The following is a 15,135-nucleotide window of genomic DNA, read 5'->3' on the forward strand; positions in this document are numbered from 1 at the left end:
CCCGGCGCCTAGCGGATGTTCGGGTCGAAGGTGAAGATCACCAGCGTGCCCAGCAGGACGGTGAACACCGTGGCGGTGTACAGGAGCATCTTCAGCCAGAAGCGGGTCTTGTCCCGTTCGGCGTAGTCGTTGATGACCGTACGGAGGCCGTTGGCGCCGTGGAGCATGGCGAGCCACAGCATCGTCAGGTCCCAGATCTGCCAGAACGGCGAGGCCCAGCGGCCCGCCACGAAGGCGAAGCCGATCTTGGAGACGCCGCCGTCGAGCACCAGCTGGATCAGCAGGTGGCCGATGACGAGGACGACCAGGACGATGCCCGACAGGCGCATGAAGAGCCAGGCGTACATCTCGAAGTTGGTGCGCGAACCCTTGGGCGTCTTGCCCGTGCGCTTGCGCGGGGGCTCGATCACCGGGGCCGGGTGGTCGACGTCGTACAGGCTCACGCCCTCGACGTCGCCGATCGCGGCCGCGGAAGAAGTCTCGCTGGACATGGGCCTCAGCTCCCGAAGACGTCGCGTACGGCGTGACCGAGGACGGGGTACAGGGCCCCGACCATCAGCACGATCCAGATGCCCAGCACGGTCCAGAGCATCTGCTTCTGGAAGCGCGGGCCCCTGGCCCAGAAGTCCACGGCGATGATCCTCAGACCGTTCAGCGCGTGGAAGAGAATCGCGGCCACGAGGCCGTATTCGAGGAGGGCGACGGGCCACGTCTTGTAGGTGGCCACGACCTCGTCGTACGCCTCCGGGGAGACGCGGACGAGTGCGGTGTCCAGGACATGTACGAACAGGAAGAAGAAAATGAGGACACCGGTGACTCGATGAGCCACCCACGACCACATGCCTTCCCGGCCGCGGTACAGCGTTCCAGCCGGCACGGAAGAACCCTCCGGGAGCGGGGATTGGGGTCGGCCGGCTTGACTGTCGGTCTGACCCGGCCGGGTACGGTCCACCGGCCCCGGCCATCGTAGCGACGCATTGTCGGTTCGTTCGCGCCGGGGCCTCCGGTGTGATCAAAGCGGCAATCAAACAGGCACGTACGGGCTAGAGCGGCCCGTACCCGGGCGTCGTCCCTCCGGCCCCGGCGGGGCGTCGTCCCCCGGTCCGGCGGCGGGCCCCGGCCCGGCGGTCCGCCCGGCCGCCCGCCGTCCGGCTCACCAGCCCTCGACCACCAGCTCCACGAGCCGGCTCCGGGCGAGTCGCCGCAGCTCGTCGGCGGTCACCGCCCGCTCCTCGTCCACCTCGTGCGTCAGCCTGAGCCGGATGCCGGCCAGGACCTGGTCCACGTACCGGGAGGGCAGGTGCGTGTCCAGGCAGATCACGAAGGAATGGCCGAATCTGCTCTCGTACGCCGCGTTCGCGGCCCGCAGGGCCAGATGGGCGGCGCGGGGCGCGTCGTCGTGCAGGCAGGGGGCGGGCTCGGCGGCGAGCGCCTCCGCGATGTCCCGGGCCGCGAGGTCGTAGCCCGCCTCGTCGGAGGCGGCCAGCAGGGACGCCAGATCCGGGAAGGGGCGGTGCGCGGCCATCCGGTGGGCCCAGCGGCGGCTGCCGCAGCACTCCAGGAGCGCGGCCTCGGCGGTGGCGAAGGGGGCGGCGTTGAAGCGGGCGAGACCGGCGGCCGCATCGGCCCGCGGTACGCCGGGGGCTCCGGCCGGCCGCTCCGGGCGGCGGAGCTGTACGGGTATGGCGGAGCGCCCGGCCCGGGGTGCGGGCTGCTTCGGCAGGCCGGCGGGGGACTCGCTGGACCTGGACAGCGTGGACTCCTCGAATCAACGACATCTACCCCCCTGAAGAGGGGCAGGAGCGCAACAAGGTTGCGTGGCAGAGAGGGGTGAGAGGCGAGAACGAGCCATGTGCGGGCCGAAAGTGAGGCGCGCGGAGGGAGAGTGGTGGGGTGCGTGCGGGGCGGGAGTGAAGGGAGTGCCGGAGTGCGGGGGCGGCGAGGAGGAAGTGCGACGGCGTGTGAAGGGAGTGGCGAATGTGTCGCAACGTTAGCGAGATCGTTCGGCGGCCGTCCGGTGGATCGGCGAAAAATCACTCGAACGGGAGAGTTTGGAAACGTTTGATGGACGTCTGACCTGCGGACCTTGGAGTTTCGTCCGCTTCTCCCTCGCCCCCGGTGGGCGGATCACCGGCAAGAATGTCAGTCTTTCAGCCTATTCACTCTCTTCACCCACCCTTGTCCACCGTCGCCGGCCTCTGACCCCTTGCCCCTGACCCTCTATCCCCGGCCTGTCCCCATCCCCTGTCCCCATCCCCTGTTATCTCCCGTCCCCGTCCCCTGTCCCGGAGGGATCTGACCGATGTCGCCCACGCGTGGTGCCCTCGTCTCCGGCGCGGCCGTCACGGCCGCAGCCGCCGTCGTCCTCACCGTCGTCGTCTGGCCGGAAGGCTCCGGCAGTCACCCCTCCCGCGACGCGGCGTCCGGGAACGCGGCCACGGCGGCCGCCCCCTCGCCCTCCCGCAGCTACCCGATGTCCAGCGCGCCCAGCACGATCCCGGCGGTCCGCGAACACACCGCCGCACGCGGGCCCGGCTGGCAGCCGGGCGAGGGCAGCACGGTCGTCATAGCCAAGGGCAGCCAGGTGCTGGCCGACGAGGCCCAGCTGCTCGCCAAGGAGCTGAAGATCCGCTACCGGGGCGCCGAGGCCCCTCGCGAGGGGGACGTCGAGCTGGCGCTCGGCCCGAAGGACGAAGGCGCGGCCGAGTCGTACGAGCTCACCGTCCGCGACCGGAAGGTGCGGATCACCGGACCCGACGAGTCGGGCGTCTTCTACGGCACCCGCACCCTCAAGCAGTCGCTCAAGGCGGACAAGACCCTGCCCGAGGGCGTCGTCAACGACCGGCCCGACCGGCCGCAGCGCGGGCTCAACCTCGACATCGCGCGCAAGCACTACAGCGCGGGGTGGATAGAGGACCGCATCCGCGAGATGGCCGACCTCAAGCTCAACCAGCTCGGCCTGCACTTCTCGGACGACCAGGCGTTCCGGATCGAGTCGGAGACCCACCCCGAGGTGGTCTCGGACGAGGCCCTGACCCAGGACGAGGTCCGCCGTATCGTCGGGCTCGCCAACCGCCTGCACATCGAGGTCGTCCCCGAGATCGACTCGCCCGGACACCTCGGCGCGGTGCTGCGCGCCCACCCCGACCTCCAGCTCCGCAACACCCGGGGCGTGGAGTCCAAGGGGTCCATCGACATCTCCAAGCCGGGCGCGGCCAAGCTCATCGACGAACTGCTCGACGAGTACACGGAGCTGTTCCCGGGGAAGTACTGGCACCTGGGCGCGGACGAGTACCAGGCGCTCACCGTCCAGAACCCCGCTGCCTCCTATCCGCAGCTCCAGCGGGCCGCCGAGCAGAAGCACGGGTCCGGCGCCACCATCGAGGACCTCGCCACCGGCTGGCTCAACGACCGGGCCGCGGTGGTCGAGCCGAAGGGCCGCACGTCCAAGGCGTGGAACGACGGGCTCTTCCGCGGCACGAAGGTCAAGGCCGACAAGAACATCGAGATCGAGTACTGGACCGGCAAGGAGATCGGCGCCCGGCCCCCGCAGGAGTACCTGGCCGAGGGCTACAAGATGCTCAACCTCAACGACGAGTTCCTGTACTACGTACTCGGCGAGCCCAACGAGTTCGTCTACCCGACCGGCGAGCGGATCTACGAGCAGTGGACCCCGCTCGTGCTGCGCGGCACCGAGCCCGTCGCGGAGCGCTACTCGCCGCAGATCCTCGGCGGCCGGTTCGCCGTCTGGGGCGACCTGCCCAACGCGCAGACCACCCAGCAGGTCGCGGACGGGATCAGGATGCCGCTGGTGGCGACCGCGCAGAAGCTCTGGGACCCGCGGAAGCCCGAGCTGAGCTGGGCGCAGTTCCAGCAGCTCGCGGGCCGGACGGGCAGCGCGGGAAGCTGACGGGGGTGCGGCAGGCGACTGGACGTGTGAGCCCGTGGACAGCGTGAGCGTCCACGGGCTACGGTCCGCCGACCACGCGCTCCTGGGGAGGGACGCGGGATCGCACACCGCCACCGCGCCCCGGGGGGCCGCCTCATGCTCTGTACGCGCTGCCGCACCAGAACCGCCGTCACCGACGACGGCCTCCGCACGTTCTGTTCCGGTACCCGGCCCCCGCTGCCGGACCACCTGAAGCCCCCGGTCGCCGGCCCGGGCGGCTGGGGCGTCGGGGCCTGGCCGCGTTCGCCCGTGGGCCTGTCCCGGACGGTGACCGCCCTGCTCGGCGTCGCGGTGGCGACGGAACTGGCCGCCATCGCCGCCGGCCTCCACCTGCGCGGCCTGGGGAACCGGCTCGTCGACGACGGCGACCGGGCCGTTCCCGGCAGCCAGGGCGTGCGGGCCGAGCGGTTCTCCTCCCTCGCGGAGACCGCCCAGGCGGCTGTCCTCGTGGCCACCGCCGTCGTCTTCATCGTGTGGTTCCACCGGACCCGGCGGAACGCCGAGGTCTTCGACCCGGGCGCGCAGAAGACGGGCCCCGGCTGGTCGGTGGGCGGCTGGTTCGTCCCGATCGCCAACTTCTGGATCCCCTGCCGGGTGGCTCACGGCATCTGGACCGGCAGCGCCCCGACCGGCCCCGAGGGCGACCGGCTCGCGGTGTCGCGGGCGCCGCTCCATCTGTGGTGGGGCGCGTGGGTCGGGGCCGTCCTCTTCGGACGGTTCGCCGCGCGGACGGCGGAGAGGGCCGAGGGCCCGGAGGAGATCGCGGAGGCCGCCGCGCTGGTCGTGGACTCCGGCGCGGTCGACGTCGCCGCCGCCGTGTCGGCCGTCCTCTTCGTCCGCACCCTGACCCGGATGCAGGTGGAGCGGGCCGCGCGGCGCGCTGTCCCCGCCCCGGCCGTCCCGGTCGCTCACCGGTGACGGGTCGCCCCGAAGTGACGCTTTTCAGCCATTCGACGCAGTACGCGGTAGACCGAGGGAGACGCCGATGAGTCTGCTGGAACTGATCGAACGCGCCGATGAACGAGCGCTCGCCGCCAGTGCCGTGGCCTGCCTGGACCGCTGCCTGCCGCTGCTGGCCCCGGACGGGCCCGAACCGCTGCGCCCGCTCTGGGCGAGCTGCGCGGACGGGCGCGAATGGGCCATCCGCCTCTCAGCCATCCGTACGGAGATGGAGCAGACGGCCGTCACCGAGGGTCCGGCCGCCCTGGTGCGGGCCATGCTGGCGGCCGCCCCCTCGGACTTCGCCCCCGCACCGCTGCGGGAGTGGGCCGACGCCTGCTCGCTGGTGGCCCTGGAGATCCACGGGCGGTTCGACGCGCCGGACGGGGACGCCCCGCGGGACACGGCGGACCTGCTGAAGGCGGCCCGCGGCGGGGAGGCGGCCGCGGTGGGACCCCTGGTCGCGGGGGAGCTGGAGCGCCAGGTCCGGATCCTGGAGATCCTCGCGGAGACCACGGGCACGGCGGGCGGCGGGGCCGGGGTGCGCAAGGCCCTGGACCTGTCCACGGAGGGGCGCAGGGTGCTGCGCGCGGTGATGTCACGAAGGGCGCGCGGCCGGGTCTGACGGCGTCGGCCGCCCGGCGAGGCCCGCCGCGCGAACGGGGCCGGGGCCTGCGGGAGGCGTCGGCCGCCGCCCCGGGGGTGTTTCGCCAGGACCCCGCCCCGGCCCCGACCTATGCTCCGAGAGAGCACAGCGCGCCGGTGAAGGCGACGGCCCCTCCCGGTGAACCTGCGGCGACGTGTTCCGGGTCGCCGCCCCGGAGAGAGTGCGAGGACAGTGACGTGACATCGGCGCGTGATCCCGCTCTGGCCCCTTTGGCGCGCGCCCTCGCCGCCGAGTCGGCCGAGTCCGCCGATCCGGTGCTGTTGTACGTGGAGGGCCCGGCCGGTGCGGGCAAGACCCGCCTGCTCCAGGCGCTGGCCGGTCTGCCCGAGGCGGCGGACGCGGTCGGCGTGTGGTGGCGGTGCGGGGCTGACGGCGGGCGGCCGGAGGAGGGCGCGATCCGGCAGGAGCCGCTCCTGCTGCTGGTGGACGACGCGCACCGGGCCGACGAGGACGAGCGGCGGCGGCTGCGGCGCGCGCTGGAGCGGCTGAAGCCGGGTTCGGTGGCCGCGGTGGCCTACCGCCCCGAGGAGCTCTCCGTACCCGGTCTGCCGCTGGGCGGCCCGGCGGTGGCGTACCCGGCCCGGTCGACGGTGCTCCGGCACCGGTTGGCGCCCTGGGACGAGGAGCGCGTCCGGCGGGCCGCCGTGGAGATGCTGGGCGACCGCTGCACGCCCGAAGCGGTGAGCGGGCTGCACCGGCGCACCGGCGGATCGCCCCGGGTGGTCCTGGACCTCCTGGCCGCCCTGCGGGAACAGCGGCCGGCCTTCGCCGGCACCGCCGCCGAGGTGGACGCGGCCGGCCCGCCGGTCCGGCTGGCCGAGCTGGTGCTGAGCCGTACGCACGCGCTGGCGCCGGCGGTCCGCCCCGTGGTCTGGGCGGCCGCCGTCCTCGACGAACCGGTGGGGCGCGACGAACTGCTTGCCGTGTCCGGGCTCGGATCCGTCGCGGGGAGCGACGCGCTGTCGTCGGCCCTGCGGGGCGCGGCCCTGGCGGAACTGGGGGAGGACCGTTACGGCTTCGCCGTCCCGCTGGCGGCGTCGGCCGTACGCGACGGTGTCCCCGGCCCGGTCCGCCAAGCGCTGCACGGGCGGGCGGCGGAGGCGCTGAGCCGCAGACAGCCGGCGGCGTGGGCCGCGGCCGCCGCGCACCACAGGGCGGCCGGCGACATCCGGAAATGGCTGAGGGCGGTGGAGAGGGCGGCCGGGTCGGCGGCGGCCTCCGGCCGGCACCAGCAGGCGATCACGCTGCTGGAGCGGACGCTGGCCGCACCGGGGCTGCCTCCGCAGGCCCGGGCCCGGCTGGCCCCGTTGCTCGCCAGCAGCGCCGTGACCGGACTGCGGTCGGACCAGACCGTCGAGGTGCTCACCCAGATCGTCCAGGACACGGCCCTGCCCGTCGCCGTACGCGGGGAACTGCGGCTCGACCTGGGGCTGATGCTGTGCAACCAGATGGGCCGGCAGGCCGAGGGGTGGCAGGAACTGGAGCTCGCGGCGGCCGAGCTGCGCGAGGTCAGGCCCGGTCTGGCGGCCCGCGCGATGTCGGCGCTGGCCATGCCCTACTGGCCGAGTAACTCCATCGACGTACACCGTGCCTGGCTGGTCCGGGCCGCCGCGGCGGCGGACGCCAGCGGGGAAGAGGTGATGCGGGCGGCGGTCCTGGCCAACCAGGTGGGACTGGCCATGAGCGACGCCGACCCGGAGGCGTGGGACCTGGTGGAACGGCTGCCCACCGACAGCACGGACCCGGCGTGTCTCCAGCAGGCCGCCCGCGGTCTGTGCAACGCCGCGGACTCGGCGGTCTGGCTCGGCTTCTACGAACGGGCCGACGACCTGCTGGCCGAGGGGCGCACCCTGGCCGCCCGGAGCGGCGCGCCGTACACCGAGCAGACCGCGCTGGGCACCCAGTTGCTCCAGCGGTGGTGGACCGGCCGGTGGACGGGCCTGGCCAAGCAGTGCGAGGACTTCGTCGAGGCGACCGCCGACATGCCGTTCCTCGCGTCCGACGCCTGTGTCGTACGAGGTCTGCTCGCCGTCGCCCAGGCGGAGTGGGGCGAGGCGACCTTCTGGCTGTCCCAGCGCGGTGCCCTGGAGACGGAGAGCCTGCCCGTACCCCTGGCGGCGACCGTGGCAGGGGCCATGATCCGGCTGGCTCTCGCCCGCCAGGAAGTCGCCGCCGCGGCGGAGCAGGCCCGTACGGCCTGGACGGCGGTGACCGACAAGGGGGTGTGGGCGTGGGCCGCCGAGCTCGTCCCGTGGGCGGTGGAGGCACTGGCACGCGCCGAAGACGCCGCGACGGCCGAGGCCATGGTGCGTGATCTCTCGCGGGGCCTGGCCGGACGCGACGCTCCGGCCGCCGAAGCCGCGCTGGTGTGGAGCCGGGCCGTACTCGCCGAGACACAGGCATCGGCCTCGGGAGGGCCGAGCGACCTGCTGCGGGCCGCGGAGACCTACCGGGAGGCCGCGGCGGCCTACGCGGCACTGTCCCGGCCCTACTCCCAGGCCCTGGCTTCGGAGAGCGCCGCGCGCTGCGTGCTCGGGGCGGATTCCGGTGCCGGGCCCGCCGCCGGGACCGCCGAGACGGGCGCGGCGTCGCCCCCGGACGAAGATCGCGCCGCCGCCGCATCGGCGATCACCGAACTGGAGCTCTGCATCCAGCGCTACACCGATCTCGGCGCGTCCTGGGACACCGCGCGCACCAGAGCTCTGCTCCGTACCCGAAAGCCCGCCCGGAAGGGCCGTCCTCCGGGCCGCCCCTCGCACGCCGACGAACTGTCCCCCCGGGAAGCGGAGGTGGCCCAGCTCGCGGCCTCCGGTCTGACGAACAGGGAGATCGCGGCGACGCTGCACCTCTCGCCCCGAACGGTGGAACAGCACATCGCCCACGCCATGCGCAAGACCGGGGCGATCTCCCGCCGCGACCTCACGCGCCACCGGCCGGGAGGAAGCCCGTGAAGCGGCTCCCCTCGCACGCTGCTGAGCATGGCGGTCCTCACTCACCGACCGGGAGGGAGCGTCCGGGTCGCGGGTCAGAAGACGGAGAGGTTCGTCAGGGTGGTGAACCGGTCGAGTGCGGTCATGGCGGCGACGGAGTTCCCGCGCCGGTCGAGCCCCGGACTCCACACACAGAGGGTGCAGACCCCGGGGACGACGGCGACGATGCCGCCGCCGACCCCGCTCTTGGCGGGCAGCCCGACGCGGTAGGCGAACTCCCCGGCGGCGTCGTACGTCCCGCACGTCAGCATCACGGCGTTGATCCGCTTCGCCTGGCTGCGCGTCAGCAGCGCCGAACCGTCCGCCCGGATGCCGTGGCGGGCCAGGAACCCGGCGGCCAGGGCCAGGTCCGCGCAGGATGCCTCGACGGAGCACTGCTGGAAGTACGCGGTGAGCAGCCGGGGGACCGGGGTGACGATGTTGCCGTAGGAGGCCATGAAGTGGGCCAGGGCGGCATTGCGGTCGCCGCGCGCGGCTTCGGAGGCGGCGACCTGCGGGTCGAAGTCGAGAGCCGGGTTGCCGCTCTCGGTGCGCAGCAACTCCAGGAGCAGGGCGGCCGCGTCACCGGTCAGCTCCTGGAGGCGGTCGGTGACCACCAGGGCTCCGGCGTTGATGAAGGGATTGCGGGGGATGCCGTTCTCGTACTCCAACTGCACAAGAGAGTTGAAGGGATCGCCCGACGGCTCGCGTCCCACGCGCTGCCACAGCCCCTCGCCGTCCAGCGAGAGCACCAGGGCCAGGGCGAAGACCTTGGTGATGGACTGGGCCGAGAAGGGCTGACGCCACTCCCCGACGCCGTAGACCGTTCCGTCCGGCTCCGCCACGGCCATGCCGAAGCGCCGGGGGTCGCCGTCAGCGAGCACGGGGATGTAGTCCGCCGGCCTCCCGCGATGGGTCAGGTCGGCCATCTCCTCGGCGACGCGGTCGAGTACGGCACGGAAGCGGTGGGGTGTGCCGGGGGCCTGCGCGGGCGCGGGGACGGCGATGTCGGGCACGACGGCACTCCTTGGCGAACTACGTCGGGGAAGGGCGACGCGCCCGCCCCGATGGGCCGGGGCGACGCCGCGTTCGACGAGTGCGATGTGCGCTGTGCTCGTCGAAGCCGCCCCCGCCCGCCACACCGGGCGATGCGCGTAGCCCACGGACAGGCTGCGCGGTTGCCGGGCCGCTGCGGACAGGATCACGTCCACGAGCCTCTCCGCGGCGTCCGGGCGACCACGCGCCCCGGCTGCGGCAGCCATCGTGGCACGGCGCGCCGGATCGTCGAGAAGCGGGCCGACCGCCTCGCACGGGCGACCACCGCCCCCGGCTCCCTCAGGTGACGGGCATCGCGGGTCTGTTCGTTCCCGTCGTTCCCGCGAATTCGGTGACGCGTCGGTCACGCCGATGGCCGTGCCGCCGGTCACGCAGGGGCGCCGCGTCCAGGGCGTCCCTGGTCGGGGCGCGGACGGAGAGGAGCGACGACCGGGGCCGCCACCCCCCACAGGAGAGGCCCCGGCCGTCTTCCACGGGGTCGCAGCACGACCCCGTACTCATCTCAGCGCCGTGACCGCGTTTTCTGTCACACCGCACCGGGCACCGTGAATTGTTGCGAGTTGTACAAGTCGTGGACGTGGCCCCTGCCGAGCACGTAGCGTGCTGAGTCGCGCAGAGTGGCGCAGCAGTGGTGACCAGCTGCGATTGAGGACAGCGGGGCGGGTTGAGGGAGTGCTGGGGGACGACGCGGAGCTGACCGCCGCGGTGCTCGCGGCACAGGACGGGGACGAGGACGCGTTCCGTGCTGTGTACCGCGCGGTGCAGCCACGGTTGCTGGGCTACATAAGAACGCTGGTGGGGGAGCCGGACGCCGAGGACGTGGCGTCCGAGGCGTGGCTACAGATAGCGCGCGACCTCGACCGCTTCAGCGGCGACGCCGACCGCTTCCGCGGCTGGGCGGCCCGGATCGCGCGCAACCGTTCGCTCGACCATCTGCGGATGCGCAGCCGTCGCCCCGCGATCGGCGGCGACGAGACGGAGCTGACCGGCAGGCCCGCCGAGTCCGACACGGCGGGCGACGCCATGGAGGCGCTGGACACCGACCGCACCATGTCGCTCATAGCGCAGCTGCCGCAGGACCAGGCCGAGGCCGTCGTGCTGCGGGTGGTCGTCGGGCTGGACGCCAAGAGCGCCGCCCAGACCCTCGGCAAGCGGCCCGGCGCCGTACGGACCGCCGCCCACCGCGGCCTCAAGCGCCTCGCCGAACTCCTCGTCGCCGACCACCCGGACCCGCCCCGCTCCGGCGGCGCCCCCGCCCCGGGCGGCGGCCACGACGGCCCGCTCCCGGGCGGGGGACGTGACGGTGCGTTCCCGGGCGGGGGACATGACGGCGCGTTCCCCGGCGGCGGCGGCGTCGCCGCACTCTCGGGCGGCGGCCACGAGGGTCCGCGTCCGGGGGGCGGCCACGACGGCCCTCGTCCCGGCGGCAGCCGTGACGCCGCGTTCCCCGGCGGTGGCCACGAGGGTCCGCGTCCCGGCGGTGGCCACGACGGCCCTCGTCCCGGTGGCGGCCGTGACGCCGCGTTCCCCGGTGGCGGCCACGACGGTCCCCTTCCGGCCCCGGCCGGGCGGTCCGGGAGCGACGGCGGGCCGGACGCGGGCAGCGGCGGCGAGCTCGGTGCCGTACCCTCTCAGCGCCCCGGAAGGGGCGGTCCGACAGCGCCAGCCGGGGTCACTCCCGGTGTGACGCATTCGCGGGCGTGGACGCAGAGGGACATGTGATGGCCGACGAGCGGAACGAGTGGCTCGACAAGGACGCGGCGGAGAAACTGCTCCGCGGCGAGCCGGTCGTACCCCTCGGCGACCGGGCCGCGAGCGATGCCCGCCGGCTCGCCGAAGCCCTCGGAGCGGCGCGTGTCGGCCACCGCGCCCCGGCCGGCGCACTCCCCGGCGAGGAGGCCGTGCTCACCGCGTTCCGGCAGGCCGCCCACGGCAACCGCACCGACCGGCTCGCCGGGCGGAACGCGGGCGCCGCCCTCCCCGGCCGGCCCGGAACACTGCACGCCGTCCACATCGGCGCCGCCCCCGCCACCCCGCTCCGCAGGCCGCGCTGGAGCCGCCCGGTCCGCTTCGGCCTGGCCGTCTCGCTCGCGGGCTGCGCGCTCGGCGGGGTGGCGGTCGCCGCCGGTACGGGGATCTTCCCGGGCTCCTTCGGCAGCCAGGGCGCGCCCGCGCCCGCCACCTCCGTATCGGCCGCCGTGCCTCCCGAGCCGCCGACGTCCGGGCAACCCGCTGACGATCCGCCGTCCCCGGTCGATTCCCCGCCGCCCGGCGACCCGGACCCGCTCGCGTCGCCCGGGAGCCGGGAGCCCGGGGCGTCCGGGGAACCCGCGGAGCCGAGTCCCGGCTCCACCGGGCCGGAGACCGGCGAGGACGATCCGGGCGACCGCGCCCGCGAACGCCCGAAGGCGTCCGGGCGCGAGAACGCCTCCAGGAGCCCCACCGGCCGCGAGAACCGGCCCGGCGGCTCCGGCGACGGGCGGGGGTCCGGCGGGAACTGGTACGAGAAGTCCGCCAAGGCATGCAAGGCATTCCGCGACGGCACCCTCGACGAACGGAGCCGGCGGCAGCTGATCCAGCTCGCCAAGGGCGAACAGAACGTTCAGCGCTTCTGCGACCGGCTGCTCGGCGGGGGCAACGGCCCCGGAAGCGGCAAGGACGACGGCAAGGGTGACGGCAAGGACGGCGGGCACGGCGAGGGCCCGAGGGAGGGCGACGGCGACCCGCTGCCGCCCGTCTCCTTCCAGCCCGCCCCGCCGCCCCACGCGGACCGGGGCCGACGCGGAGAGATGGGCGTGCGGCCCGAGGCGGACGGGCACAACCGGCGGGGTGATGCCTGCGTGCGGTCCGAGGCCGGCAGCGGTGATCGGCGGGGTGGTGCCGACGTGCGGTCCCAGGCCGGCGGCGGTGATCGGCGGGGTAGTGCCGACGTGCGGTCCCAGGCCGGCAGGGGCGACCGGCGTGGCGGTGCCGACGTCCGGTCCCAGGTAGGCGGCGGGGACCGGCGTGGTGATGTCGGCGTACGGTCCCAGGGCGGCGGGGCGGCGAAGCCGCTGTGGCCCTCGCTGTCGCCGACCGCCTCCGCCCCGGCGGCCGTTCTCGCCCGCTGACCTGCGCCTTTCCCCCCGAACAGCACCGCGCGATCCAAGGGGTGTGACGTTTTTCGGCGGCCGGACGCAGTACAGAGTGAGCCGACTGGTCATCGGCAGCGCGACGAGCCGGGGTTCCCCCCGTACCTTCGGCTCAGCGCATCGGCGCGGGCGGGACACGTTCCCCCGGTTCCGCCCGCGCCCTCTCTTCCCGTACCGCCCCCTCTTCCCGCACCGCCCTCACCAGTAGATGACGACCTTGTCGCCGTTCTTCACCTGGTCGAAGAGGGCCGCGACCTTCCCCTTGTCCCGCACGTTGACACAGCCGTGCGACGCGCCGCCGTAGCCGCTGGCCGCGAAGTCGGCGGAGTAGTGGACGGCCTGGCCGCCGCTGAAGAACAGGGCGTACGGCATCGGGGTGTCGTACAGCGTCGAGACATGGTCCCGGGACTTCCAGTACACCGGGAACTCGCCCTCCCGGGTGGGCGTGTACTGCGAGCCGAAACGCACGTCCATCGCGGAGACGACCCGGCCGTCGATCATCCACGCCAGGGTCCGGCTCTTCTTGCTGATGCACAGCACCCTGCCCGTCAGACACCGCTTGTCCGGCGCCGCCACCGGTCGCTCGGTCGGCGGGTCCAGCTCGTCGGCCGATGGCGTACGGGTCATGGCGAGCAGCTTTTGCCAGGTGACCGCGTCGGTGCCGCCGGTCGCCTCCGTACCCCGCTTGACCTGGAAGGACCGGACGGCGTCGGCGGTGACCGTGCCGTAGTAGCCGGTGGGGGTGCGTCCGAAGTGCCCGATCTGCCGCAGCCGCGCCTGCAACTCCCGTACCTGGGGGCCCTCGGAGCCGATCCGCATGAGGAGCCGCGGCGGCGGGGCGGTGCTCGGCCCAGGGGGCTCGGGGGTGGATGGCGACGGTACGGGGGCCGAGGGCACGGCGACCGGTTCGGTCGCGGCCGACGACGGGCTGGGGGTCGGGGTCGGTGCCGGGGATGCGGAGCCGTCACCCGGCTTGGCGTCGTCGTCGACGGTGGGGGAGGGCGTGGGCGGCGCGGTGGTGGCCCGGGCCGGTGGCTGCGGCAGCGCGTCGGCCCCGGGCGTCTGCGGGCCGCACCCGGCCGCCAGGGCGGCCATCGCGAGCACCCCGGCCGCGGTCACGGTCGCCGTCCGCCTGCCGCGCGGGGGCCCGGGTCGGTGTGTGTCGCGGTGCGCGTTGCGGTGCGTGTATCGGTGGAGGGTGCTGCCCCCGATCCCGTACGTCTCGCTGTCCGGGTTCCCGCTCCCGTACGTCTCGCTGTCCGGGCCACCGCTCCCGCTCCCGTACGTCTCGTCGTCCGGGCCACCGCTCCCGCTCCCGTACGTCTCGCCGTCCGGGCCACCGTCCCCGCTCCCGTACGTCTCGCTGTCCGCGCGCACGTAGCTGTCCGCCGTCCCCGTCATCCCCGCTGCCCCCAAGGCCCTTGTCCGCACCGCCCGATCGGCGCGGTGCCTCACCGGCGCTCCCGGATCGTCCGACGCTTCCGGTGTTTCCGGTGCTCCCGGTGTTTCCCGTGCTTCCGGGCTCCCCCTGACGGATGCCCGTCCCGCCCGGTGGTCGAATCCTGCGCGTGACGACGGCGGCGCGTCCAGGCCGCCCGTCGCCAACCGGCCACCGGGAGAGTGCGCCCGCGCACGACGGTAGTGCCACCAGGTCACGGCCTGAGTGCCACGAGGTCACGAGGTCACGACGGGGCGGCTGTCCGCCCGGGTGGGACGACCGGACGGCACACCGTACGGATGTGCGAAACTCCGTCCATGCTGGGTGTCACCGACCTTCCGACCTACCTCGCCGGCCTGCTGCTGATCGTTCTGCTGCCCGGGCCGAACTCGCTGTACGTGCTCTCCGTCGCGGCGCGACGCGGCGTACGCACCGGCTACAGAGCCGCCGCCGGCGTGTGGACCGGGGACGCCGTCCTGATGACGTTGGCCGCGCTCGGCGCGGCCTCGCTGCTCCGGACCACGCCCCTGCTGTTCGCCGTCGTCAAGTACGCGGGCGCCGGTTATCTCACCTGGCTGGCGATCGGCATGCTGCGGGCCGCGGTCTCCCTGTGGCGCGAACGGCACCGGCGCACCGCCGAACTGGCGGAGGCGGCCGAGGCGTCCGAGGCGGGGGCGGCGACGGAGCACCCCTACCGGCGGGCGCTGGTGGTCAGCCTGATCAACCCGAAGGCGATCCTGTTCCTGATCTCGTTCTTCGTCCAGTTCGTCGATCCCGGTTACGCCTACCCGGCTCTGTCGTTCCTCGTGCTGGGCACGCTGCTCCAGCTCGCCAGCTTCCTCTACCTCTCGACGCTGATCTTCGGCGGCACCCGCCTGGCCGCCGTCTTCCGCCGCCGCAAGAGGCTGTCGGCGGGGGCGACTTCGGCGGCGGGCGTGCTGTTCCTGGGGTTCGCGGCAAAGCTCTCGCTCAGCAGCGTCTAGGGG

Annotated in this window: 12 protein-coding genes; 7 read left to right on the forward strand and 5 right to left on the reverse strand. The window is 74.0% G+C overall.

All coding sequences use genetic code 11. From position 1 onward, the window contains the following. Positions 1 to 8: 8 nt before the first annotated feature. The 3 genes from ACLJPL_RS18785 to ACLJPL_RS18795 form a co-directional block, all read right to left on the reverse strand. Entirely contained in the window at positions 9 to 491 is a 483-nt protein-coding gene (locus tag ACLJPL_RS18785; protein ID WP_411081971.1) for a succinate dehydrogenase hydrophobic membrane anchor subunit, read from the reverse strand. 5 nt (positions 492 to 496) lie between these two features. Then, positions 497 to 877, reverse strand: a complete 381-nt coding sequence (gene sdhC / locus ACLJPL_RS18790; protein WP_411081972.1) for a succinate dehydrogenase, cytochrome b556 subunit — start codon at positions 875 to 877, stop codon at positions 497 to 499. Between the two features lie 276 nt (positions 878 to 1,153). Beyond that, complete coding sequence (locus ACLJPL_RS18795; protein WP_411082137.1) at positions 1,154 to 1,684, reverse strand: 2-oxo-4-hydroxy-4-carboxy-5-ureidoimidazoline decarboxylase; 531 nt, start codon at positions 1,682 to 1,684, stop codon at positions 1,154 to 1,156. Positions 1,685 to 2,302: 618 nt separating this feature from the next. Between ACLJPL_RS18795 and ACLJPL_RS18800 the strand changes: the two genes are divergently transcribed. The 4 genes from ACLJPL_RS18800 to ACLJPL_RS18815 all read left to right on the forward strand — a co-directional run bounded on the left by ACLJPL_RS18800 (position 2,303) and on the right by ACLJPL_RS18815 (position 8,506). Continuing rightward, the gene (locus ACLJPL_RS18800; RefSeq protein WP_411081973.1) at positions 2,303 to 3,910 is read left to right on the forward strand and encodes a family 20 glycosylhydrolase; all 1,608 of its coding nucleotides are present in this window, start codon (positions 2,303 to 2,305) and stop codon (positions 3,908 to 3,910) included. Between the two features lie 135 nt (positions 3,911 to 4,045). Beyond that, positions 4,046 to 4,867, forward strand: a complete 822-nt coding sequence (locus tag ACLJPL_RS18805; protein ID WP_411081974.1) for a DUF4328 domain-containing protein — start codon at positions 4,046 to 4,048, stop codon at positions 4,865 to 4,867. A 67-nt stretch (positions 4,868 to 4,934) separates the two neighbouring features. Continuing rightward, positions 4,935 to 5,513 (forward strand): hypothetical protein, encoded by a 579-nt coding sequence (locus tag ACLJPL_RS18810; RefSeq protein ID WP_411081975.1) that lies wholly within the window; start codon positions 4,935 to 4,937, stop codon positions 5,511 to 5,513. Positions 5,514 to 5,731: 218 nt separating this feature from the next. Further along, positions 5,732 to 8,506 carry a LuxR C-terminal-related transcriptional regulator gene (locus ACLJPL_RS18815; protein ID WP_411081976.1) on the forward strand — a complete coding sequence of 925 codons (2,775 nt, stop codon included), beginning with the start codon at positions 5,732 to 5,734 and terminating at the stop codon, positions 8,504 to 8,506. Between the two features lie 74 nt (positions 8,507 to 8,580). On the opposite strand, the gene ACLJPL_RS18820 is transcribed toward ACLJPL_RS18815, so the two are convergent. Next, positions 8,581 to 9,531 (reverse strand): glutaminase, encoded by a 951-nt coding sequence (locus ACLJPL_RS18820; RefSeq protein ID WP_411082138.1) that lies wholly within the window; start codon positions 9,529 to 9,531, stop codon positions 8,581 to 8,583. A 721-nt stretch (positions 9,532 to 10,252) separates the two neighbouring features. Between ACLJPL_RS18820 and ACLJPL_RS18825 the strand changes: the two genes are divergently transcribed. Together ACLJPL_RS18825 and ACLJPL_RS18830 are read left to right on the forward strand one after the other, a co-directional pair. Next, entirely contained in the window at positions 10,253 to 11,302 is a 1,050-nt protein-coding gene (locus ACLJPL_RS18825) for a sigma-70 family RNA polymerase sigma factor (RefSeq protein ID WP_411081977.1), read from the forward strand. Next, a complete protein-coding gene (locus ACLJPL_RS18830) occupies positions 11,302 to 12,690 on the forward strand; it encodes a hypothetical protein (protein WP_411081978.1) in 1,389 nt (462 codons plus the stop codon). Before ACLJPL_RS18825 ends, ACLJPL_RS18830 begins: the two co-directional genes overlap by 1 nt. A gap of 219 nt (positions 12,691 to 12,909) precedes the next feature. Here the strand turns inward: ACLJPL_RS18830 and ACLJPL_RS18835 are convergent, their stop codons facing one another. Continuing rightward, complete coding sequence (locus ACLJPL_RS18835; RefSeq protein ID WP_411081979.1) at positions 12,910 to 14,112, reverse strand: L,D-transpeptidase family protein; 1,203 nt, start codon at positions 14,110 to 14,112, stop codon at positions 12,910 to 12,912. A gap of 354 nt (positions 14,113 to 14,466) precedes the next feature. Between ACLJPL_RS18835 and leuE the strand changes: the two genes are divergently transcribed. Then, on the forward strand, positions 14,467 to 15,132 hold the full coding sequence (gene leuE / locus ACLJPL_RS18840) for a leucine efflux protein LeuE (protein WP_411081980.1): 666 nt from the start codon (positions 14,467 to 14,469) through the stop codon (positions 15,130 to 15,132). Positions 15,133 to 15,135 lie beyond the last annotated feature (3 nt).

The organism is Streptomyces sp. cmx-18-6 (assembly GCF_046548915.1).
Taxonomy (GTDB): domain Bacteria; phylum Actinomycetota; class Actinomycetes; order Streptomycetales; family Streptomycetaceae; genus Streptomyces.